We start from the raw sequence: 18,894 nt of genomic DNA on the forward strand, positions 1-18,894 counted from the left end.
AATTGGGGCCTGTCTATAATGTTGCGTGCGCTGGCGCGTGTCTGTGCCGTTCTTGCCGCGTGCTCCGGCACGCTCACCGTATCCCAGACCTTCGCCGCCGACCCGCCGGCCGAGCCGGTGCCCTTCGGCGTATCCAGCGTCGAGGTGGTGGCGGAGCGCGATACGCCACAGGCCTGCTTCACCTTCACCGACCGGCTGGAGCGCTCGCGCGCCGTCAACTACCGCGACTATGTCACGGTGGAGCCGGCGGTCGACGGTGCCGCCATCGCCCGCGACCGCACGCTCTGCGTCGAGGGTCTGCGCCACGGCGACAGCTACCGCGTCACGCTGAAGGACGGGCTGCCCGGCGCCGACGGCAAGCGCCTGCCGGCCGCCGACACCCGCGAGGTGCAGGTGCCCAACCGCAAGCCGTCGCTGGCCTTCCGCGGCGCCGGCTACATCCTGCCGCGCGTCGGCGCCGAAGGACTGCCGCTGCGCTCGATCAATCTGGACCGGGCGAAGCTCCAGGTCCTGCGCATCGCCGACCGCGCGCTGGTCGAGAAGATCTATTTCGGCCGCATCACCCAGCAGATGACCGACTACGACATCGGCGAGATCCTGGACAAGTCGGGCCAGGAGGTCTGGCGCGGCGAGATGGGCATCGGCAACCAGCCGAACCGCACCGTCACCACCGCCTTCCCGATCGACGGCGTGCTGGGCAAGCTCGACCCCGGCGTCTATGTCGCCATCGCCGGTGCCGACGAGATCAAGCCGGGCGGCTGGGACCGCAAGGCGACCCAGTGGTTCGTCGTCTCCGACCTCGGCCTCAACACCATCCTCGGCGACGACTCGCTGGTGGTCTTCTCCCGCTCCGTCCAGACCGCGGCACCCGCTGCCGGGGTGGAGCTGCGTCTGGTCGCCCGCAACGGCACCGAGCTGGGACGCCTGCAGACCGGCGAGGACGGGCTCGGCCGCTTCGACCTCGCAGCATTGCGCGCCGCCGGGGCCGAACCCGTCCAGGCGCTGTTCGCCGCGCGCGGCGACGGCGACTTCGCCGTTCTCGACCTGACCGCCGGCGGCGCCCCGCCGGCCGAGGCGCAGGACAAACCGGTCGGCGTCGTCCGCCCAGCAGCCGGCGGACTCGACACCTATCTCTACACCGAGCGCGGCATCTACCGGCCGGGCGAGACGGTGCAGCTGACCGCCCTGCTGCGCGACGCCGACCTCAACCCGCCGCCGGCCGGCAAGCAGCTGACCATCCGCGTCCTGCGCCCCGACGGCCTCGAGGTGGAGCGGCGCAGCCTGGCCGACAGCGGGGCCGGCGGCTATGCCACCCGCATCGACCTGCCGCTGAACGCCTATCCCGGCAACTGGGTCGTCACCGCCCATGCCGAGCCGGACGGCCCGGCCATCGGCAGGGTCGAGTTCCTGCTGGAGGATTTCGTGCCGCCGCGGCTGGACGTGGCGCTTGCCTCCCCGACAACGGAGCTGGCGTCCGACGGCGAGGCCGACATCGCGCTCGACAGCCATTATCTCTATGGCGCGCCAGCCTCCGGCCTGCCGGGCGAGCTGACGGTGACGCTACGCGCCGCCAACAACCCCTATCCCAACCTGCCGGGCTACCATTTCGGTCTGGTACAGGAGGAGGTGAAGCCGGCCCGCGCCGACCTGCCGGGCTTCATCACCGACTCCAACGGCTCCGCCCGCCTGAAGGTCAAGCTGCCGCGTCCGCCCGACAGCACCCGTCCGCTGGAGGCGGTGGTGCGCGCCACCCTGTTCGACATCGGCGGCCGCCCGGTCGGCCGCGATTTCGTGCTGCCGGTGCGCCACCAGCCCTTCGCCGTCGGCATCAAGCCGCGCTTCGAAGGCGACGGCGTGCCGGAGGGTGCCACCGCCGGCTTCGACGTGATCGCCGTCGGCCCCGACGGCAAGCCGACCGACCGCGCCGACCTCTCCTACGAGCTGTTCGAGGAGGAATACGACTACGCGTGGTACGAGGCCAACGGCCGCTGGGACTACAAGGTCACGGTGAAGGACCAGCGGGTGACCGGCGGGTCGCTGTCGGCCCAGGCCGCCGCCCCGGCCTCGGTGGAGACCCCGGTCGCCGCCGGCCGCTACCGGCTGGAGGTGTTCGATCCCAAGACCGGCGTCGCCAGCAGCTTCCGCTTCGCCGCCGGCTGGTGGATGACCCCGACCGCCGGCGACCGGCCGGACGCGGTCGACGTCTCGGTGATGATGCCGGCCTACCGCTCCGGCGAAAGCGCCTGGATCTTCGTCAAGCCGCCCTATGACAGCCAGGTGCTGGTGGCGGTGGCCGATCGCGGCGTCAGCTATGCCGTCACCCGCGCCATCGGTCCGCAGGGCGCCTTCCTGGAAATCCCGGTCGGGCAGGGCTGGACCAGCGGCGCCCATGTGCTGGCGACCGCCTTCGCCACCTCCGACCCGCAGTCGAAGAAGCCGCCGCGCCGCGCCGTCGGCCTCGCCTGGCTGGCGATGGACAAGGCCCCGCGCACGCTGGACGTCCGGCTCTCCGCCCCGGCGGAGACGGAACCGCGCCGCGCCATGACCGCCGACATCACGGTGGACGGTGTCGCCGAAGGCAAGCAGGCCTTCGTCACGCTGGCCGCCGTCGACGAATCGGTGATGCAGCTGACCGACCAGCCCTCGCCCGATCCGGCCCGCCATTACCTGCGCAAGCGCCCGCTGACCGTGGAACTGCGCGATTCCTACGGCCGCCTGATCGACCCGGCCAGCCTGGAGGCCGCCCGGCCACCGGTGCAGCCGACGCCGCGCCTGCGCCAGATCTCCGGGATGGTTCCGCCCAAGTCGGAACGGGTGGTCTCGCTCTATTCCGGCATCCTGACCGTCGGCGCCGACGGCAAGGTTTCGGTTCCCTTCGACCTGCCCGATTTCCAGGGGCGCCTGCGCCTGATGGCGGTGGCCTGGAGCGAAGGGCGGATCGGCCAGGCCGAAAGCCAGATGCTGGTGCGCGACGCGGTCGTCGCCGACGCGGTGCTGCCGCGCTTCCTCGCCCCCGGCGATTCGGCGCAGGTTCTGCTGTCGCTCGACAACCTGAGCGGCCCGTCCGGCGATTACCGCATGACGCTGACCGCCGAGGGCGCCGTCTCCATTGTCCAAAGCGACTCGGGCAATGAGCCGGGCATTGAACTGGCCGTGCCGAAGCTGGTGCGCGGCAAGCGGGCGACCGCCGGCCGTGTGCTGACCGCCACCGCGGTCGGGGCCGGCCATGTCACGCTGGATGTCACCGGTCCCGACGGCGTGCGCGTCACCCGCCGCTGGGACGTGACGGTGCGCCCGGCCTCGCCGCCGGTGTCGCGCCGCAACGTCGCCGCCCTGCCGACCGACAAGGGGCTGACCGTTCCGGCCGACATCACCGCCGGCCTGCGGCCGGAAACCGTCGCGGTCGGTGCGGAGGTCGCGCCGCTGCCGGACCTGGACGTGCCGGGCCTGCTCTTCGCGCTCGACCGCACCGCCGCCGGTGGAGCGGAGCAGACCGCCAGCCGCATCCTGCCGCTGCTGTCGCTGAGCGACGTCGCTGCCGGCCTCGGCATCGCGCCGGAGGACCGCATCAAGGCGCGCGTCCAGCGCAGCATCGACCGGCTGCTGACCTTCCAGCGCCTCGACGGCGCCTTCGCCCCCTGGTCGCCGAAGGGCGATCTCGATCCCTGGCTGACCGCCTATGCGGTGGATGTGCTGGGCCGGGCCAAGGCGGCGGGCTACCGCATTCCCGACCAGCCCTACCGCAAGGGTCTGGACTGGCTGAAGCAGGCCATCGACAACGCCTGGGTCGAGACCGCCGACCTGCCGGGCCGCGCCTATGCGCTCCATGTGCTGGCGCGGGCCAAGATGATCGATGCCGGTGCGGTGCGGTACTTCCGCGAGAACTATTGGGACCGTCTGCCGACCGACTTCGCCCGGGCGCAGATCGCTGCGGCGACCGCCGTGCTGGGCGACCAGCCGGGCGCGGCCGAAGCCTTCTCCAAGCTGTCCGGCGCCCGCATGGTGACCGCCGGCCTGCGCGACCAGGGTTCCTCCCTGCGGGACGAGGCCGGCGTCGTCTTCCTGATGGCGGAGAGCGGTGCCGTGGAGCGCGACCGCATCTTCCAGGCCGCCGAACGCGTGGCGAAGACCTTCGCCGCCGTCCGCACCACCAACCTGCAGGAGCAGGCCTGGCTGCTGCTGGCGTCCAAGGCGCTGATCGACCGCGCCGCTCCGATGAAGCTCGCCATCGGCGAGCAGACGGTGGAGAACGCCAAGCCGCAGATCCTGGCCGTCGATCCCGCTGCCCCGCCCGCCATCCGCAATCTGGGCGGCGAGGTCCGGCAGATCGTCTCGGTGACGGGCGTGCCCGACCAGCCGGCCGGCGCGGAGGAGCAGGGGATGACCATCCGCCGCCGCCTGTTCGACATGGCCGGCCGTCCGGTCGATCCGGCCGGCATCCGCCACAACGACCTGCTGGTGGTGATCCTGGAGGGCGAAGTCGGCGACCCGCTCGATCATTCGGTGATGGTCAGCGATCCGCTGCCGGCCGGCTTCGAGATCGAGAATGTCCGGCTCGCCAACAGCGGCCAACTCGGCAAGCTGTCCTGGCTGGGCGACCTGTCGTCGGCCCGCAATGTCGAGTTCCGCGAGGATCGCTTCCTGGCCGCCGTCGACCTGCCGAAGGCGGCGCCCCGCTTCCGGTTGGTCTATCTGGTCCGCGCCGTCACCCCCGGCGATTTCGCGGCCCCCGGCGCCCAGGTGCAGGATCTCCAGCGTCCCCACCTGTCCGCCCGCACCGCCGCCTCCCGGCTGCGCGTGCTGCCGGAGTGAGGCAGGCACAGGCGTAAGGGGCGCCGGCAACGGCGCCCCCAAACGAGCTGACGATGCCTAAAGGTAGCTCTGTTCGCCCCGGTGGCTGTCCCGCCGCCGGGCGAGCAGGGTCAATCCTGCGACCACCACGGCGAAAGCCAAGGTCAGCATCAGGTAAAAGGCCAGTGCAAGGCCGACCGTCATGGTGCCGATCAGCACCATGGCCAGTATCCAGACGCCCAACGATACGATGGCGCGCGCCGACATGGGTTGTCTCCTGTCCCCTGTCCTGATCCGCCCGAAACTTTCAAAACCCGCCCTGAAGCCGTCACGGCCTTCCGGCCGTCTGTTATTCGCCGCCTCCGCTTCCCACATCCGATAGGGGAATGGGGCGGACGCGCGCGTTCACCGCAAAGCCTGCCACAGCTATTGGGAGTGCCGGGGCGTGGCATCCTGTCACTGTGCGGGCGCGCCGCACCTATTGGTGGCTGGACAGGGCCTGCCTGCTGGCCTGTCAACTGGTTGGCATGGTCAACAAGTCTGTTGACAGCAAGCGGCATCGACCTTACCTTTACGTAAACGTCAGGGAAGGGAGCAAGCGGAGTGGATCGGCTTTCGTTCGGCAACGGCGCGATGGAGACAGGGGAGGGGGACAGCGATGGCTGCCTGTCCGGTCCGCGGCTCGCCATCGGCGAACTGGCCGGGGAGTTCGGTCTGACCCACCGCACCATCCGCCATTACGAGGATGAGGGGCTGCTGTCGCCGGAACGGCTCGGTAGCGCCCGTGGCAGCGCGCGTGTCTACGGCCACCGCGACCGCGCCCGGCTGGCGCTGATCTGCCGGGGCAAGCGGCTGGGTTTCAGCCTGGCCGAGATCAAGGATTTCCTGAACCTCTACGACACCGACGACGCCCAGATCGAGCAGATGCGGTACATGCGCTCCATCGCGCGCCGCCGGATTTCCGCACTTGAACAGCAGCTTGCCGACGTCCAGCAGACGCTGGCGGAGCTGTGCACCATCGACACCCAGATCTCCGAGCATCTTCGCCGCAACGGCATCACGGAGACGCAGGACATGGAGGAGAAGCACTCATGAAGTCGGTCGTCATCGCCGGTTATGCCCGTTCGCCCTTCGCCTTCGCCCATAAGGGCGAGCTGACCAAGGTCCGCCCCGACGATCTGCTGGCCCGCGTCTTCGCGGCGCTGGTCGAGCGCACCGGCCTGAAGACCGACGACATCGAGGATGTGATCGTCGGCTGCTCCTTCCCCGAGGGCGAGCAGGGCCTGAACGTCGCCCGCAGCATCGCCTTCCTGGCCAAGCTGCCGCAGACCGCGGCAGCCACCACGGTGAACCGCTATTGCGGCTCCTCCATGCAGTCGATCCATCAGGCGGCCGGCGCCATCCAGATGGGGGCCGGCGAGGTATTCCTCTGCGGCGGCGTCGAATCGATGACCCGCGTGCCGATCATGGGCTTCAACCCGATGCCGAACCCGGCGCTGAAGGCCTCCTACCCCGAGGCCTACTGCTCGATGGGCATCACCGCGGAGAATGTCGCCCGCAAATACGCCATCTCCCGCGCCGAGCAGGAGGCGCTCGCCGTCGCCTCCCACGCCAAGGCCGCCGAGGCCCAGGCCGCCGGCCGCATGGCCGATGAGATCGTCGGCATCCAAACCCCGGCCGGCCTGATCGACAAGGACGGCTGCATCCGTCCCGGCACCAATGCCGACAGCCTGTCGGGCCTGAAGCCGGCCTTCACCGCCGACGGCACCGTGACCGCCGGCACCTCCTCGCCGCTGACCGACGGCGCCGCCGCCGTGCTGGTGACGACGGAGGAATATGCCCGCGCCAACGGCCTGCCGATCCTGGCGAAGATCCGCTCGGTCGCCGTCGCCGGCTGCGCGCCGGAGCTGATGGGGCTGGGCCCGGTCCCGGCGACCCGCAAGGCGCTGGCCCGCGCCGGCCTGTCGATCAATGACATCGACATCATCGAGATCAACGAGGCCTTCTCGTCCCAGGCCATCGCCTGCATGCGCGACCTCGACATCGACCCGTCCCGCATCAACCCGGACGGCGGCGCGCTGGCGCTCGGCCATCCGCTGGGGGCCACCGGCGCCCGCATCACCGGCAAGGCCGCGGCCCTGCTGAAGCGCGAAGGCAAGCAGTTCGCGCTGGCGACCCAGTGCATCGGCGGCGGCCAGGGCATCGCCACCATCCTGGAAGCGGTCTGACGAACGGGATCGGGGAGGAAACGACCATGAAGATCGAACGCGCCGCCGTGATCGGTGCGGGCGTGATGGGTGCGGGCATCGCCGCCCATTTCGCCAACGCCGGCATCCCCTGCGTCCTGCTCGACATCCCCGCCAAGGAGGGTGCCGACCGCAGCGCCATCGCCAGGGGTGCGGTGGCCAAGATGCTGAAGACCGATCCGGCTCCCTTCATGCATCCCAAGAACGCCAAGCTGATCACGCCCGGCAATCTTGAGGACGACCTGAACCTGCTGGCCGACGTCGACTGGATCGTCGAGGCCATCGTCGAGAACCCGGCGATCAAGGCCGACCTCTACAAGCGCATCGACCCGGTGCGCAAGGCGGGCTCGGTGGTGTCATCCAACACCTCCACCATTCCGCTGGCGGTGCTGACCGAGGGGCAGGGCGAGCAGTTCCGCCGCGACTTCCTGATCACCCACTTCTTCAACCCGCCGCGCTACATGCGGCTGCTGGAGATCGTCGGCGGCGCCGGCACCCGCGCCGATGCGCTGGCCGCCATCGCCGATGTCTGCGACCGCCGTCTTGGCAAGGGCGTCGTCCATTGCAAGGACACGCCGGGCTTCATCGCCAACCGCATCGGCGTCTTCTGGATCCAGGCGGCGGTGAATGCCGCGGTCGATCTCGGCCTGACGGTGGAGGAGGCGGACGCCGTCGGCGGCCGTCCGATGGGCATCCCCAAGACCGGCGTCTTCGGCCTGATGGATCTGGTCGGGCTCGACCTGATGCCGCACATCGCCAAGAGCATGTCGGCCACCCTGCCGGCCAACGACGCCTATCGTGGCCAGATGCGCGAGCACCCGGTCATCACGAAGATGATCGCCGAGGGCTATACCGGCCGCAAGGGCAAGGGCGGCTTCTACCGCATCAACAAGGCCGGCGGCGGCAAGGTGAAGGAGTCGGTCGACCTCCGGACCGGCGAGTATGCCCCGTCGGAGAAGGCCCGGCTGGACAGCGTGTCCGCCGCCGGCCGCGATCTGCGCAAGCTGTGCGAGCATCCGGACAAGGGCGGCCGCTTCGCCCGCCGCGTCCTGGCGCAGACGCTGGCCTATGCCGCCAGCCTGGTGCCGGAAATCGCCGACAGCATCGTCGCCGTCGATGAGGGCATGCGGCTGGGCTACAACTGGAAGCAGGGGCCGTTCGAACTGATCGACCGGCTGGGCACCGACTGGTTCGCCGAGCTGTGCCGCTCCGAAGGCATCCCGGTCCCGGCGCTGGTCGAGACCGCCGCCGGCCGTCCCTTCTACCGGGTGGAGGGCGGCAAGCTCCAGCACCTGACCACTGCCGGCGTCTACGACACGGTCGTGCGTCCGGACGGCGTGCTGTTGCTGTCGGACATCAAGCGCGCCGCCGGCAAGCCGGTGTGGAAGAACGGCTCGGCCAGCCTGTGGGACATCGGAGACGGCGTGCTGTGCGTCGAGTTCACCAGCAAGATGAACGCCGTCGATGCCGACATCATGGCCGCCTACGAGAAGGCGATGCGCCTGATCGGCGACGGGAAAGGTGACTGGAAGGCGCTGGTCATCCACAACGAGGCCGACAATTTCTCGGTCGGCGCCAATCTCGGTCTTGCCCTGTTCGCGCTGAACATCGGCCTGTGGCCGCAGATCGAGGAGATGGTGGAGGGCGGCCAGCGCACCTACCGCGCGCTGAAATATGCGCCCTTCCCGGTGGTGGCGGCCCCCAGCGGCATGGCATTGGGCGGCGGCTGTGAGATCCTGCTGCATTCCGACCATGTCCAGGCCCATGCCGAGACCTATGTCGGCCTCGTCGAGGTCGGCGTCGGGCTGATCCCGGCCTGGGGTGGCTGCACCGAAATGCTGGCCCGCCATCAGGCCAACCCGAAGGCGCCGCGCGGTCCGATGCCCGGCATCGCCAAGGCCTTCGAAATCATCAGCACCGCCACCGTCGCCAAGTCGGCGGCCGAGGCCAAGGAGCTGCTGTATTTCCGCGCCAGCGACGGCATCACCATGAACCGCGACCGGCTGCTGGCCGACGCCAAGGCCAAGGCGCTGGAACTGGCAGCCGACTACACCGCGCCGGAGAAGACCACCAGCTACGTCCTGCCCGGCCCCAGCGCCAAGGCGGCGATGGAACTGGCGGTGGAGGGCTTCGCCCTGCAGGGCAAGGTCACGCCGCACGACAAGATTGTCTGCGCCGCCCTGGCTGAGGTGCTGAGCGGCGGCGAGGAGGCCGACATCTCCAAGCCGGTCGGCGAGGACCACATCCTGCGGCTGGAGCGCGAGGCGTTCATGGGTCTGGTGCGCACCGGCGGCACCATCGACCGGATCGAGCACATGCTGCTCACCGGCAAGCCGCTGCGGAACTGAGGGGGAGGAACGAGAGATGCCGATCTACAAGGCTCCGCTTGAGGATGTGCGCTTCGTCCTGGACGAGATCGTCGGTCTGGACAAGCTGTCGGCCCTGCCGGGCTATGAGGACGCCACGCCGGAACTCGTCGGGCAGGTGCTGGAGGAAGGCGCCAAGCTGTGCGAGGAGGTGCTGTTCCCGCTGAACCAGTCCGGCGACGGCGAGGGCTGCCATTTCGAGAATGGCGAGGTCCGCACGCCGAAGGGCTTCAAGGAAGCCTACACCACCTACATCGAAGCCGGCTGGCAGGGGCTGGCCTGCGACCCGGCCTATGGCGGGCAGGGGCTGCCGAAGCTGGTCAACACCATGCTGGAGGAGTTCATCTGCTCCGCCAACCTCAGCTTCGGCATGTATCCCGGCCTGTCGCTCGGCGCCTACAACGCGCTGGCGATGTACGGGTCCGATGAGCTGAAGCAGCGCTTCCTGCCCAAGCTGGTCGACGGCACCTGGTCCGGCACCATGTGCCTGACCGAGCCGCACTGCGGCACCGACCTGGGCATCATCCGCACCAAGGCGGTGCCCGACGGGGAGGGCGGCTACAGGATCACCGGCACCAAGATCTTCATCTCGGCCGGCGAGCATGACCTGACCGAGAATATCCTGCATCTGGTGCTGGCCCGTCTGCCCGACGCCCCGGCCGGCACCCGTGGCATCAGCCTGTTCCTGGTGCCGAAGTTCATGCCCGATGCCGACGGCACGCCGGGGGCGCGCAACGGCGTCGCCTGCGGCTCCATCGAGCACAAGATGGGCATCAAGGCGTCGTCGACCTGCGTCATGAACTTCGAGGACGCCACCGGCTGGCTGGTCGGCGAGCCGCACAAGGGCATGCGCGCCATGTTCGTGATGATGAACGCGGCCCGTCTGGCCGTGGGCATCCAGGGGCTGGGGCTGGCCGAGGTGTCCTACCAGAACGCCGTCAACTACGCCCGCGAGCGGCTCCAGGGCCGCTCGCTGTCGGGGGTGAAGGCACCGGACAAGCCGGCCGACCCGATCATCGTCCATCCGGACGTGCGCAAGAACCTGCTGACCGCCCGCGCCTTCACCGAAGGGGCGCGTGCGCTCGGCGCACTGACCGCCTACAAGCTCGACGTGGCGGAAAAGCACCCCGACGAGCGCACCCGCCGCGATGCCGACGAGTTCGTCCAGCTGATGACGCCGATCGTCAAGGCGCTGTTCACCGACATCGGCTTCGATTCGGCCAACATCGCCGTGCAGGTTCATGGCGGCCACGGCTTCATCTGGGAGACCGGCGTCGAGCAATATGTCCGCGACGCCCGCATCTGCCAGATATATGAGGGCACCAACGGCATCCAGGCGCTCGACCTCGTCGGGCGCAAGCTGCCGCAGGACATCGGCCGCCTACTGCGCCACTTCTTCCACCCCGTCGGCCGCGACATCGAGGCGGCGATGGAGAAGGACGAGCTGGGCGAGTTCGTGATGCCGCTGGCCAAGGCCTTCTCCAAGCTGCAGCAGGCCACCGCCCTGATCGCCCAGAAGGGCCTGAAGGATCCGGAGGAGGCCGGTGCCGCCGCCAGCGACTATCTGCGCCTGTTCGGGCTGGTGGCGCTGGGCTGGACCTGGCTGACCATGGTGGAGAAGGCGCAGGCCAGGCTCGAAGCTGGGGAGGGCAATGCCGCCTTCTTCGATGCCAAGATCAAGACCGCGCGTTTCTACATGACCAAGCTGCTGCCGCAGACCAACAGCCTGTTCATCACCATCGCCGCCGGCGCCAAGCCGCTGATGGAACTGGAAGACGCCGCCTTCTGACGGACTTGTCGATCCCCGGTCCGTCCTTGTGACGGACCGGTCGATCCCTGATCCGTCCGTCCTCCGGGACGCGCAACTTCAATGCCGGTCCGGTGCACTGAAATGGTGCCGGACCGGCTCTTTTTTTGCGCGCTTTCCGCAGATCCAGCGGCGCATTCGCACAGTGACCCAAAATTGTCATAGCTCTTTGGGAATATCACGGGTGGGAAGTGCGGTCCCTGTCCCCTAGGCCTTCGGAGCGGTGACAAAAGTTAATTTCCGGTTGTCGGTCATCGTCCCTGCGTGTTACATCTCAACAGAGATTACGTTCGGCCGGTGCCTGCTATATCCTTTGGATTTTAGGGAATATGCGGGTGGCGACAACCCCCTCCTTTTCTCGAGCCCCTTGGGCGTCTTTCGGAGGGGCAGCATGGTTCAGGAGTTAGAGCGATGAAGATCCTGATCGGTGATGATCACGTCCTGTTTCGGGAAGGTCTTCGCCGTCTGCTTGAGCAGCTTCGAGATAATGCCGCCTTTGCGGAGGCAAGCAATTTCGATGAGCTTCTGGACATGGCGGCATCGAAGGACGAGGCCTATGACCTCGTCCTGACCGACCTGCGCATGCCGGGATGGCCCGGCTTTTCCGGCATCGGCATGTTGCGCGACCGGCAGCCGAACGCGAAGGTCGTGGTGATCTCCGCGTCCGAAGCGCATGCCGACGTGCGCGAGGCGCTGGAGAACGGCGCTGCCGGCTATATCCCGAAATCGTCCAGCGTGAAGATCATGCTGAGCGCGCTCGACCTGATCTTCTCCGGCGGCGTCTATGTCCCGGCGACGGTTCTGCGCGAGGGGAACGAGCCCGACCAGCGTGGCGGCGGCTCGCTCATTCCGCCGACCGATCCGCAGTTGGAACAGCTGCTGACCCAGCGCCAGCGCGAGGTGCTGGACCGTCTGCGCGAAGGCAAGTCGAACAAGCAGATCGCCCACGAGCTGGGCCTGTCCGAAGGCACGGTGAAGATCCACATGACGGCGATCTTCAAGTCGCTGGGCGTGCGCAACCGCACCCAGGCGGCGATGGCCTTCCCGCAGTCACACTCGGCCTGACGCCGCTCTTTCCGAGCAAAAGCAAACGCCCCGCCGGAGCGATCCGGCGGGGCGTTTGCTTTTCAGGCTGCGGGAGCCGGGTCAGCCCATGCCGGCGACGTAGCCGCGTAGCGACTCGACCTCCAGCTCGGCATCGTCGATGCGGGCTTTCACCACGTCGCCAATGCTGATGACGCCGATCACCCGGCCGGCCTCGACGATGGGCACATGGCGGATGCGCCGTTCGGTCATCACCGCCATCATGTCGGCAACGGTGTCGGTCGGGGCGGCGGTGATCAGCTCGCGCGTCATCAGGTTCGCGGCCGGGCCGTCCAGGGCCGCGGCACCGTTGCGGGCGATTGCCCGCACGACATCGCGTTCCGACAGAATACCGACCGGCTGCCCGTCGCCATCGATCACCAGCACGGCGCCGATCCGATGCTCGGTCAGCAGGCGGGTGACGGCGGCAACGCTGTCGTCCGGTGCGGCAGAGACGATCCTGTTGCCCTTGCGCTTCAAAACGGCTGCAACATGCATGACGGTACGGCCTCCCTTCCGATGACCCCTATATCGGAATCATGGGAATGACCGTACAATCCGCAAGGCTGACGGTAAAAAGAAAAAAGGCTGCCTCCCCCAAAATGGGGGAGGCAGCCCTTCGGATGCCCGGGACGGGTCCCGAAACCCGGTCTTAGAAGCGGTAGCCGACGCCGACGCCGACCAGCCACGGGTCCAGCGTGACCTTCGAGGTGACCGGCAGGACGGCGGAGCCCAGGCGGGCGTTGGCGGTCACGTCGGTCTTCAGGAAGACCTTCTTGACGTCGAAGTTCAGCGACCAGTTGCCGGTCAGGGCAACGTCGACACCGGCCTGCAGTGCCCAGCCGAAGCGGTTCTTGTAGTTGGTGTCGGTGATGCGCAGGCCACCGGCGTTGGGGCTCTCGGCCGCGTCCTCGTTGTAGAACAAGGTGTAGTTGATGCCGGCGCCGACGTACGGGCTGATGCGCTCCTTCGGCAGGAAGTGGTACTGCAAGGTCAGGGTCGGCGGCAGCAGCGAGACCTTGCCGATCTCGGTGACGCCACCGGCGGCGGCGATCAGGTTGCCCTTCACGCGGTGACGGCTGGTGCCGGCGATCAGCTCGGCCGCGATGTTGTCGGTGAAGAAGTAGGTGAAATCGACTTCCGGAATGTAGTCGTTGCCGACCTTGGCCGAGCCGACGTCACCCAGCGTCGTGTTGTTGATCGTGCCCTTTTCCTGAGGCAGCACGGCCAGGCCGCGCGCACGGACGACGATGTCGCCGGCCGACTTACCCTTGAAGTCCTGAGCGAGCGACGGGGAAGCGATGGCGACAAGGGCCGAGGTCACCAGCAGGGCGGCGACGGCGCGCGACAGGATGGTCATGGGGTCTGCTCCAGGCAATGCGTTGTTGCTGTTCTGTGGCATCAGCCGATGGAGCTATTACCAGACACCGAGTACGGGTACTAGGGGGGCTACAACCCTTCCTCTCCTGATGCAGCAGCTATGCAACAGTGACGAGTTGTCGCATGGACAAGGAAATCAAGGGCTTGGTTTGATCGTCCGTTGCGGAACCAGCGCCATGCAGTTCTGGACGATGGCATAGCATTGGCCAAGTCGCGCCGACCCGCCGGTGGCGCCGCCATATACGACGCGCTCGACCACGCCATTCCTCAAACTGAAGGTTGCTTCACAGTCGAAGCTGTTGACTTCATAACCATAGGACGGCCAGCCGGCGCCATAGCCGTAGTAAGGCCAGCCCCAGCCGCCGTAATAGCCCACCGGCGGCGGGCTTGGGTAGGAGACGAGGCGGGAACTGCGGTAGGTGAAGAACTCGCGGTTGTCGACGCTGGCCTGGCGTTCCGGCACCCCGGCGCAGGACAGCAGCGTTTCCTTCGGCATGCCGACCAGGGCGGTCTGCGCCACCAGCGCCTCGTCCGCCGCGGGGTTGGCACAGCCGGCCAGCGCTCCGGCGGCCAGCGCCGCTATGGCAAGAGCACGCCCGCTCATCGTCCCCGACCGACGCACCACCGACCGACGCACACGCATCGCACGCCTCCTGCGCCCCGACGGGCGACTGCCGACTTCCCTGTTAGCGCTTCCTGGCGGGCGACAGATCCGACTCGGTCACGCCCAGCGCCCGCACATCCTCCGGCAGGCCGCGTCCGGTGGCCAGCCCGGCCGCCACCCGGCCCATGGCCGGCGCCGTCTGGATGCCGTAGCCGCCCTGGCCTGCCAGCCAGAAGAACCCCTCCGCATCCGGCGCGAACCCCACCACCGGCACCTTGTCGGCGACGAAGCTGCGCAAACCGGCCCAGCGGTGGGCCAATCTGCGAACGGAGAAGCGCGCGGCTTGTTCCAGCCGGTCCACCGTAATGGCGACGTCGATGTCCTCCGGCTGCACGTCGCAGGGTTCGATCGGCGTCTGGTCGGCGGGGGAGGCCAGCAGGCGGCCGGCATCCGGCTTGACATAGAAGGTCTCGGCCACGTCCGACACCATCGGCCAGCCGTCCAGCCCGGCCTTGTCGGCGGGATCCTCGAACACCGGGTCGAAGGTGATGGCGGTGCGCCGCTTCGGCACCAGACCGACGGTGGCGACGCCGGCCAGCTTCGCCACCCCATCCGCCCAGGCACCGGCGGCGTTCACCACCACCGGTGCGGCAAAGCTGCCGGCCCCGGTCTCCGCCACCCACAGCCCGTCCTTCCGGGAGAGCGTCCGCACTTCGGCGTCGGTCACCACCCGGCCGCCGCGCGCCTTCAGCCCGCGCAGATAGCCCTGGTGCAGGGCATGCACGTCGATGTCGCGGGCATCCGGCTCCCACACGCCGCCGGCGACATAGTCCGGGCGCAGGAAGGGCGCGCGGGCCAGTACCTGTTCGCGGTCGTAGCGCTCCACCGACGGCGTCAGGCTGCGGCCCTGTTCGTACTCCGCATCCAGCCGGTCGATCTCATGCTCGCGCCCGACGATGAGGACGCCGCGCGGGGTCAGCATCGCATGCTCGGCGAAGCCGGCGGGCGGGTCGGTGTAGAAGTCCCAGCTGGCCACGGTCAGCGCGCGGATCGGCGCCGGACCGTAGGTCTGGGTGTAGAGCGCCGCCGAGCGGCCGGTCGAGTGATAGCCGGGCTGCGTTTCGCGCTCCAGCACCAGCACCCGGCCATGGGCGGCCAGCTCGTAGGCCGCGGATGCGCCGGCAATGCCGGCCCCGATCACCAGGAAATCGACGCGCTCCAACGGTCCCGCTCCTCTCGCCTTGTTATCGGCCGCCTATCTTGCGGCGGCGCTTTGCTGCGGCATGTGATCCGGCAGGGCGACCATTTCAAGGATCAGTTTCTGCCGCAATGCCGCGACGAAGCTGTCCTTGTCCAGGGCGCTCTTCACGAAGCTGCCCGGTCCGCCGATCACCGACTCCTCGAAATACTCCTCCAGCCAGGGGAATTCGTCGAGGATGGCGAGGCCGTTGACGGTGATTCCGCGCTTCGTCACCCGGTCGCGCGCCTCGGCCGGTTCGATCCCGGCATTGGAAAAACCGTTGGACACCAGATCGATCACCTGCCGCGGCGCCTTGCCTCCCCGGTCGAACAGCTTCGCCGCCTCGACGAGGGCGCTGCCGATGGCGGTCGAGTCGCCCTGGAAGCCGCGGGGCAGGGCGTCGATGCGGTCGGCGAAGCGGCCGGCATCCTCCGGCTTGGTCAGTGCGGTCCAGGGGATCAGCACGCGCAGGCTGTTCGGCCCGGAATAGGCCGCCAGAGTCACTTGTGCCCCGGCCGAGGCCAGCGCGTCGGCCACGGCCGGATCGCGGAAGGCGGCGGCATGGCCCTGCAGCTGGAACTCCAGATCGCCGGTGGTGATCGAGGCCGATCCGTCGAGCGCCAGAACCAGCGCCACCCCCGCCTTCCCATCCGTCCCGCCGGGCGGGGCGGCCTGCGCCGTTCCGCACAGGCCGAGCAGGGCCACCAGAAGGACGATCACGGCACGCGGCATTTCCATCGGCACTCCATCCTATGCGCGCCTTACGCCCCCCGCTCAGGCATGCGAGAGGGCATGGCGCACCACCTTCACCATCACCGACGGCAGGGCGTGATCGCCCAGCCGGTCCACCGGCACCCAGTTGCCGTCGGCCAGCCGCCAGTCGGCGCCGGCCTGTCCGGCGACCACCTCAAGCTCCAGGTGAAAATGGGTGAATGTATGGCGGACCAGACCGGGCAGCCGGCGCCAGCGGGCGGGCAGGGGCTGCTGCGCCGCCACCGCCGCCTCGCCGGGCAGCTCCGGCCCCCAGGATGTGGAGGGCACTTCCGCCATCCCGCCGAGCAGCCCTTCCTCCGCCCGGCGGCGCAGCAGGACGGAACCGTCGGGGTTCAGCAGCCAATAGGCGACGCCGCGCCGGGTCGGCTTCTCCGCCTTGGCGACCTTGCGCGGCAGGGTTTCGGCGATGCCGGCGGCGCGCGCCTCGCAATATTCCGCCCACGGGCACAGCATGCATTTCGGCTTGCGCGGCGTGCAGATGGTGGCGCCCAGATCCATCATCGCCTGGGCATAGTCGCCGGGCCGGAAGTCCGGCGTCAGGGTGGCGGCCAGCCGGCGCAGCGTCGGCTTGGCATTGGGCAGCGGTTCCTCCACCGCGAAGATGCGGGCGATCACCCGCTCGACATTGCCGTCCACCACGGTCGCCTTGCGGTCGAAGGCGATGGCGGTGATGGCGGCGGCGGTGTAGGCGCCGATGCCCGGCAGTTCCAGCAATGCCGCCTCGTCGCCCGGGAACCGCCCGCCATGACGGTCCACCACCACGCGGGCGCATTTGTGCAGGTTGCGCGCCCGCGCGTAGTAGCCGAGCCCGGCCCAGGCGACCAGCAGATCGTCCAGCGGCGAGTCCGCCAGATCGCGCACGGTCGGCCAGCGTTCGGTGAAGTTGCGGAAATAGGGCGCTGCGGCGGGGACGGTCGTCTGCTGCAGCATGATCTCCGACAGCCAGACCCGGTAGGGGTCGGCGGTCTCCCCCGGCTTGGCGCGCCAGGGCAGGTCGCGGCGGTGGCGGTCGTACCAGGACAGCAGCCGCCGGGCGGCCTCGATGGAATCTGGAATCATGATGGGAAGAAATAGAGGGTTCGGAGCGTCTGGGGAAGGGAGTGGGCAGGTGCCCGTCCAAGTGCCCGTCCACGTGTTCGGCCAATCCCCGGCCCAACCCCGCTGGCCGGGCGCTGGGCATCGGCCCACGCTTGCGCTAGGGTGCCGCCAACCCACATGACCCGGAACCGGTCGCCAAGGCCGGGGCCGCACAGGAGTGATCGCAGAGCATGAGCGGACCGCGTCGCATCGGCCAATCCGTTCCGGAGGTCGCCGGCAAGGTGCTGGGCAAGCGCGGGCTTGCCTTCGGCGCGCTGATCACCGACTGGCCGTCCATCGTCGGCCAGCAGCTGTCGCTGCGCACCGCCCCCGACAAGCTCAGCTTCCCCCGCGGCAAGCGGGAGGAGGCAACCCTGCACATCCGCGCCATGGGTGCCATCGCGTTGGAGTTGCAGCATCTGGAGCCGCAGATCATCGAGCGCATCAACAGCTTCTTCGGCTATCGCGCGGTGGCGAAGATCAAGCTGATCCATGCGGCCCTGCCGTCCACCCCGTCGCCGGTGGTGCGCCCGCGCGCCCTGACGATGGACGAGGAGATCGGCATCACCACCACCACGGCGACCATCGAGGACGAGGAACTGCGCGCCACGCTGGAGCGCTTCGGCCGTTCGCTGATGGCCCGGCCGAAGCGGGCGGCGCGCTAGCCGCCTTGCTGGACGCATCGGTACGTCATTGTCTATACGTCAACATCTGGTAGGAACGAGGGCAAAGTGAACCGCAAAATTCTGGGACGCAGGTATTTCGGGCTGGCCGGGCTTCTGGCCATCGGCTTCACCGCCGCGTTCGGCACCGCCATGACCGCGGCGCCGTCGGCGGCAGAGGCCGCCGCCACCCTGCCGCCGGTGTCGGAGCTGATGGCCGACCGCGTCATGGGCGACCCGAAGGCGCCGGTGACGATCCTCGACTATTCGTCGATGACCTGCCCGCACTGCGCCCACTTCCACACCGACATCCTGCCGAAGATCAAGGAAGCCTACATCGACACCGGCAAGGTGAAGCTGATCTTCCGCGACTTCCCCTTCGATCAGGCCGCACTCAGCGCCAGCATGCTGGCCCATTGCGCGCCGGCCGAGCGCTACTATCCGCTGACCGACGTGCTGTTCAAGAGCCAGGCGACCTGGAGCCGCGCGTCCGATCCGGCCAAGGCGCTGGGCCAGTATGGCAAGCTGGCCGGCATGAGCCAGGAGACCATCGATGCCTGCCTCGCCAACAAGGAGCTGGCCGACGCCATCCTGAACAGCCGCCTGACCGGCCAGAACCAGTACAAGGTCGAAGCGACCCCGACCTTCATCCTCAACGACGGCAAGGCCCGCATTGAAGGCGCCCAGTCGTTCGAGGAATTCTCCAGGGCGATCGACAAGCTGTTGAAGTAAGTCTGTCTTCAAGGTCTTTATTAGTGATGCCTACTTCCTGATCCTCCCCGGACTTCTGGCGCCGGAGGGTCGGGGAGTGGGCAACAGTTTTGCAGTGTCCGCATTGCCCAGTACACCGAAGGTTTTTTCCCA

General features: G+C 68.5%; 15 protein-coding genes. 8 read left to right on the top strand and 7 right to left on the bottom strand.

The window, feature by feature from the left end:
- Window positions 1–18 precede the first annotated feature (18 nt).
- On the top strand, window positions 19–4,812 hold the full coding sequence (locus tag ABNQ38_RS12100; protein WP_377807084.1) for an alpha-2-macroglobulin: 4,794 nt from the start codon (window positions 19–21) through the stop codon (window positions 4,810–4,812).
- Between the two features lie 57 nt (window positions 4,813–4,869).
- Here ABNQ38_RS12100 and ABNQ38_RS12105 read toward each other — a convergent pair whose 3' ends face one another.
- Entirely contained in the window at window positions 4,870–5,058 is a 189-nt protein-coding gene (locus ABNQ38_RS12105; RefSeq protein WP_098738052.1) for a hypothetical protein, read from the bottom strand.
- A gap of 336 nt (window positions 5,059–5,394) precedes the next feature.
- Here ABNQ38_RS12105 and ABNQ38_RS12110 point away from each other — a divergent pair, with 336 nt between their 5' ends.
- From ABNQ38_RS12110 to ABNQ38_RS12130, 5 genes are all read left to right on the top strand, one after another.
- Window positions 5,395–5,886, top strand: a complete 492-nt coding sequence (locus tag ABNQ38_RS12110) for a MerR family DNA-binding transcriptional regulator (RefSeq protein WP_377807085.1) — start codon at window positions 5,395–5,397, stop codon at window positions 5,884–5,886.
- Window positions 5,883–7,019 (top strand): thiolase family protein, encoded by a 1,137-nt coding sequence (locus tag ABNQ38_RS12115; RefSeq protein WP_376962286.1) that lies wholly within the window; start codon window positions 5,883–5,885, stop codon window positions 7,017–7,019. The genes ABNQ38_RS12110 and ABNQ38_RS12115 overlap by 4 nt, the downstream gene beginning before the upstream one ends.
- 26 nt (window positions 7,020–7,045) lie before the next feature.
- Complete coding sequence (locus tag ABNQ38_RS12120) at window positions 7,046–9,385, top strand: 3-hydroxyacyl-CoA dehydrogenase NAD-binding domain-containing protein (protein WP_377807086.1); 2,340 nt, start codon at window positions 7,046–7,048, stop codon at window positions 9,383–9,385.
- Between the two features lie 16 nt (window positions 9,386–9,401).
- The gene (locus ABNQ38_RS12125; RefSeq protein WP_377807087.1) at window positions 9,402–11,192 is read left to right on the top strand and encodes an acyl-CoA dehydrogenase C-terminal domain-containing protein; all 1,791 of its coding nucleotides are present in this window, start codon (window positions 9,402–9,404) and stop codon (window positions 11,190–11,192) included.
- 429 nt (window positions 11,193–11,621) lie between these two features.
- Window positions 11,622–12,275: a response regulator gene (locus tag ABNQ38_RS12130; RefSeq protein ID WP_377807088.1), complete on the top strand. Its 654-nt coding sequence runs from the start codon at window positions 11,622–11,624 to the stop codon at window positions 12,273–12,275.
- Between the two features lie 81 nt (window positions 12,276–12,356).
- Here the strand turns inward: ABNQ38_RS12130 and ABNQ38_RS12135 are convergent, their stop codons facing one another.
- From ABNQ38_RS12135 to mutY, 6 genes are all read right to left on the bottom strand, one after another.
- Window positions 12,357–12,791: a CBS domain-containing protein gene (locus ABNQ38_RS12135; RefSeq protein ID WP_174469987.1), complete on the bottom strand. Its 435-nt coding sequence runs from the start codon at window positions 12,789–12,791 to the stop codon at window positions 12,357–12,359.
- A gap of 154 nt (window positions 12,792–12,945) precedes the next feature.
- A complete protein-coding gene (locus ABNQ38_RS12140; RefSeq protein WP_377807089.1) occupies window positions 12,946–13,653 on the bottom strand; it encodes an OmpW family protein in 708 nt (235 codons plus the stop codon).
- A 156-nt stretch (window positions 13,654–13,809) separates the two neighbouring features.
- Window positions 13,810–14,316, bottom strand: a complete 507-nt coding sequence (locus tag ABNQ38_RS12145; RefSeq protein ID WP_377807090.1) for a hypothetical protein — start codon at window positions 14,314–14,316, stop codon at window positions 13,810–13,812.
- Window positions 14,317–14,359: 43 nt separating this feature from the next.
- Window positions 14,360–15,499 (bottom strand): NAD(P)/FAD-dependent oxidoreductase, encoded by a 1,140-nt coding sequence (locus tag ABNQ38_RS12150; RefSeq protein WP_377807091.1) that lies wholly within the window; start codon window positions 15,497–15,499, stop codon window positions 14,360–14,362.
- Window positions 15,500–15,532: 33 nt separating this feature from the next.
- Window positions 15,533–16,255, bottom strand: a complete 723-nt coding sequence (locus ABNQ38_RS12155; protein WP_377807092.1) for a DUF1194 domain-containing protein — start codon at window positions 16,253–16,255, stop codon at window positions 15,533–15,535.
- Window positions 16,256–16,291: 36 nt separating this feature from the next.
- On the bottom strand, window positions 16,292–17,350 hold the full coding sequence (gene mutY, locus ABNQ38_RS12160; protein WP_377807093.1) for an A/G-specific adenine glycosylase: 1,059 nt from the start codon (window positions 17,348–17,350) through the stop codon (window positions 16,292–16,294).
- A gap of 209 nt (window positions 17,351–17,559) precedes the next feature.
- Between mutY and ABNQ38_RS12165 the strand changes: the two genes are divergently transcribed.
- Window positions 17,560–18,033, top strand: coding sequence for a DUF721 domain-containing protein (locus tag ABNQ38_RS12165; protein WP_109047699.1), 474 nt, complete (start codon window positions 17,560–17,562; stop codon window positions 18,031–18,033).
- Between the two features lie 66 nt (window positions 18,034–18,099).
- On the top strand, window positions 18,100–18,762 hold the full coding sequence (locus ABNQ38_RS12170) for a DsbA family protein (RefSeq protein WP_377807094.1): 663 nt from the start codon (window positions 18,100–18,102) through the stop codon (window positions 18,760–18,762).
- The last annotated feature ends 132 nt before the right edge of the window (window positions 18,763–18,894 follow it).

It is taken from the genome of Azospirillum sp. A29 (assembly GCF_042604625.1).
In the GTDB taxonomy this organism is placed as follows: Bacteria; Pseudomonadota; Alphaproteobacteria; order Azospirillales; family Azospirillaceae; genus Azospirillum; species Azospirillum palustre.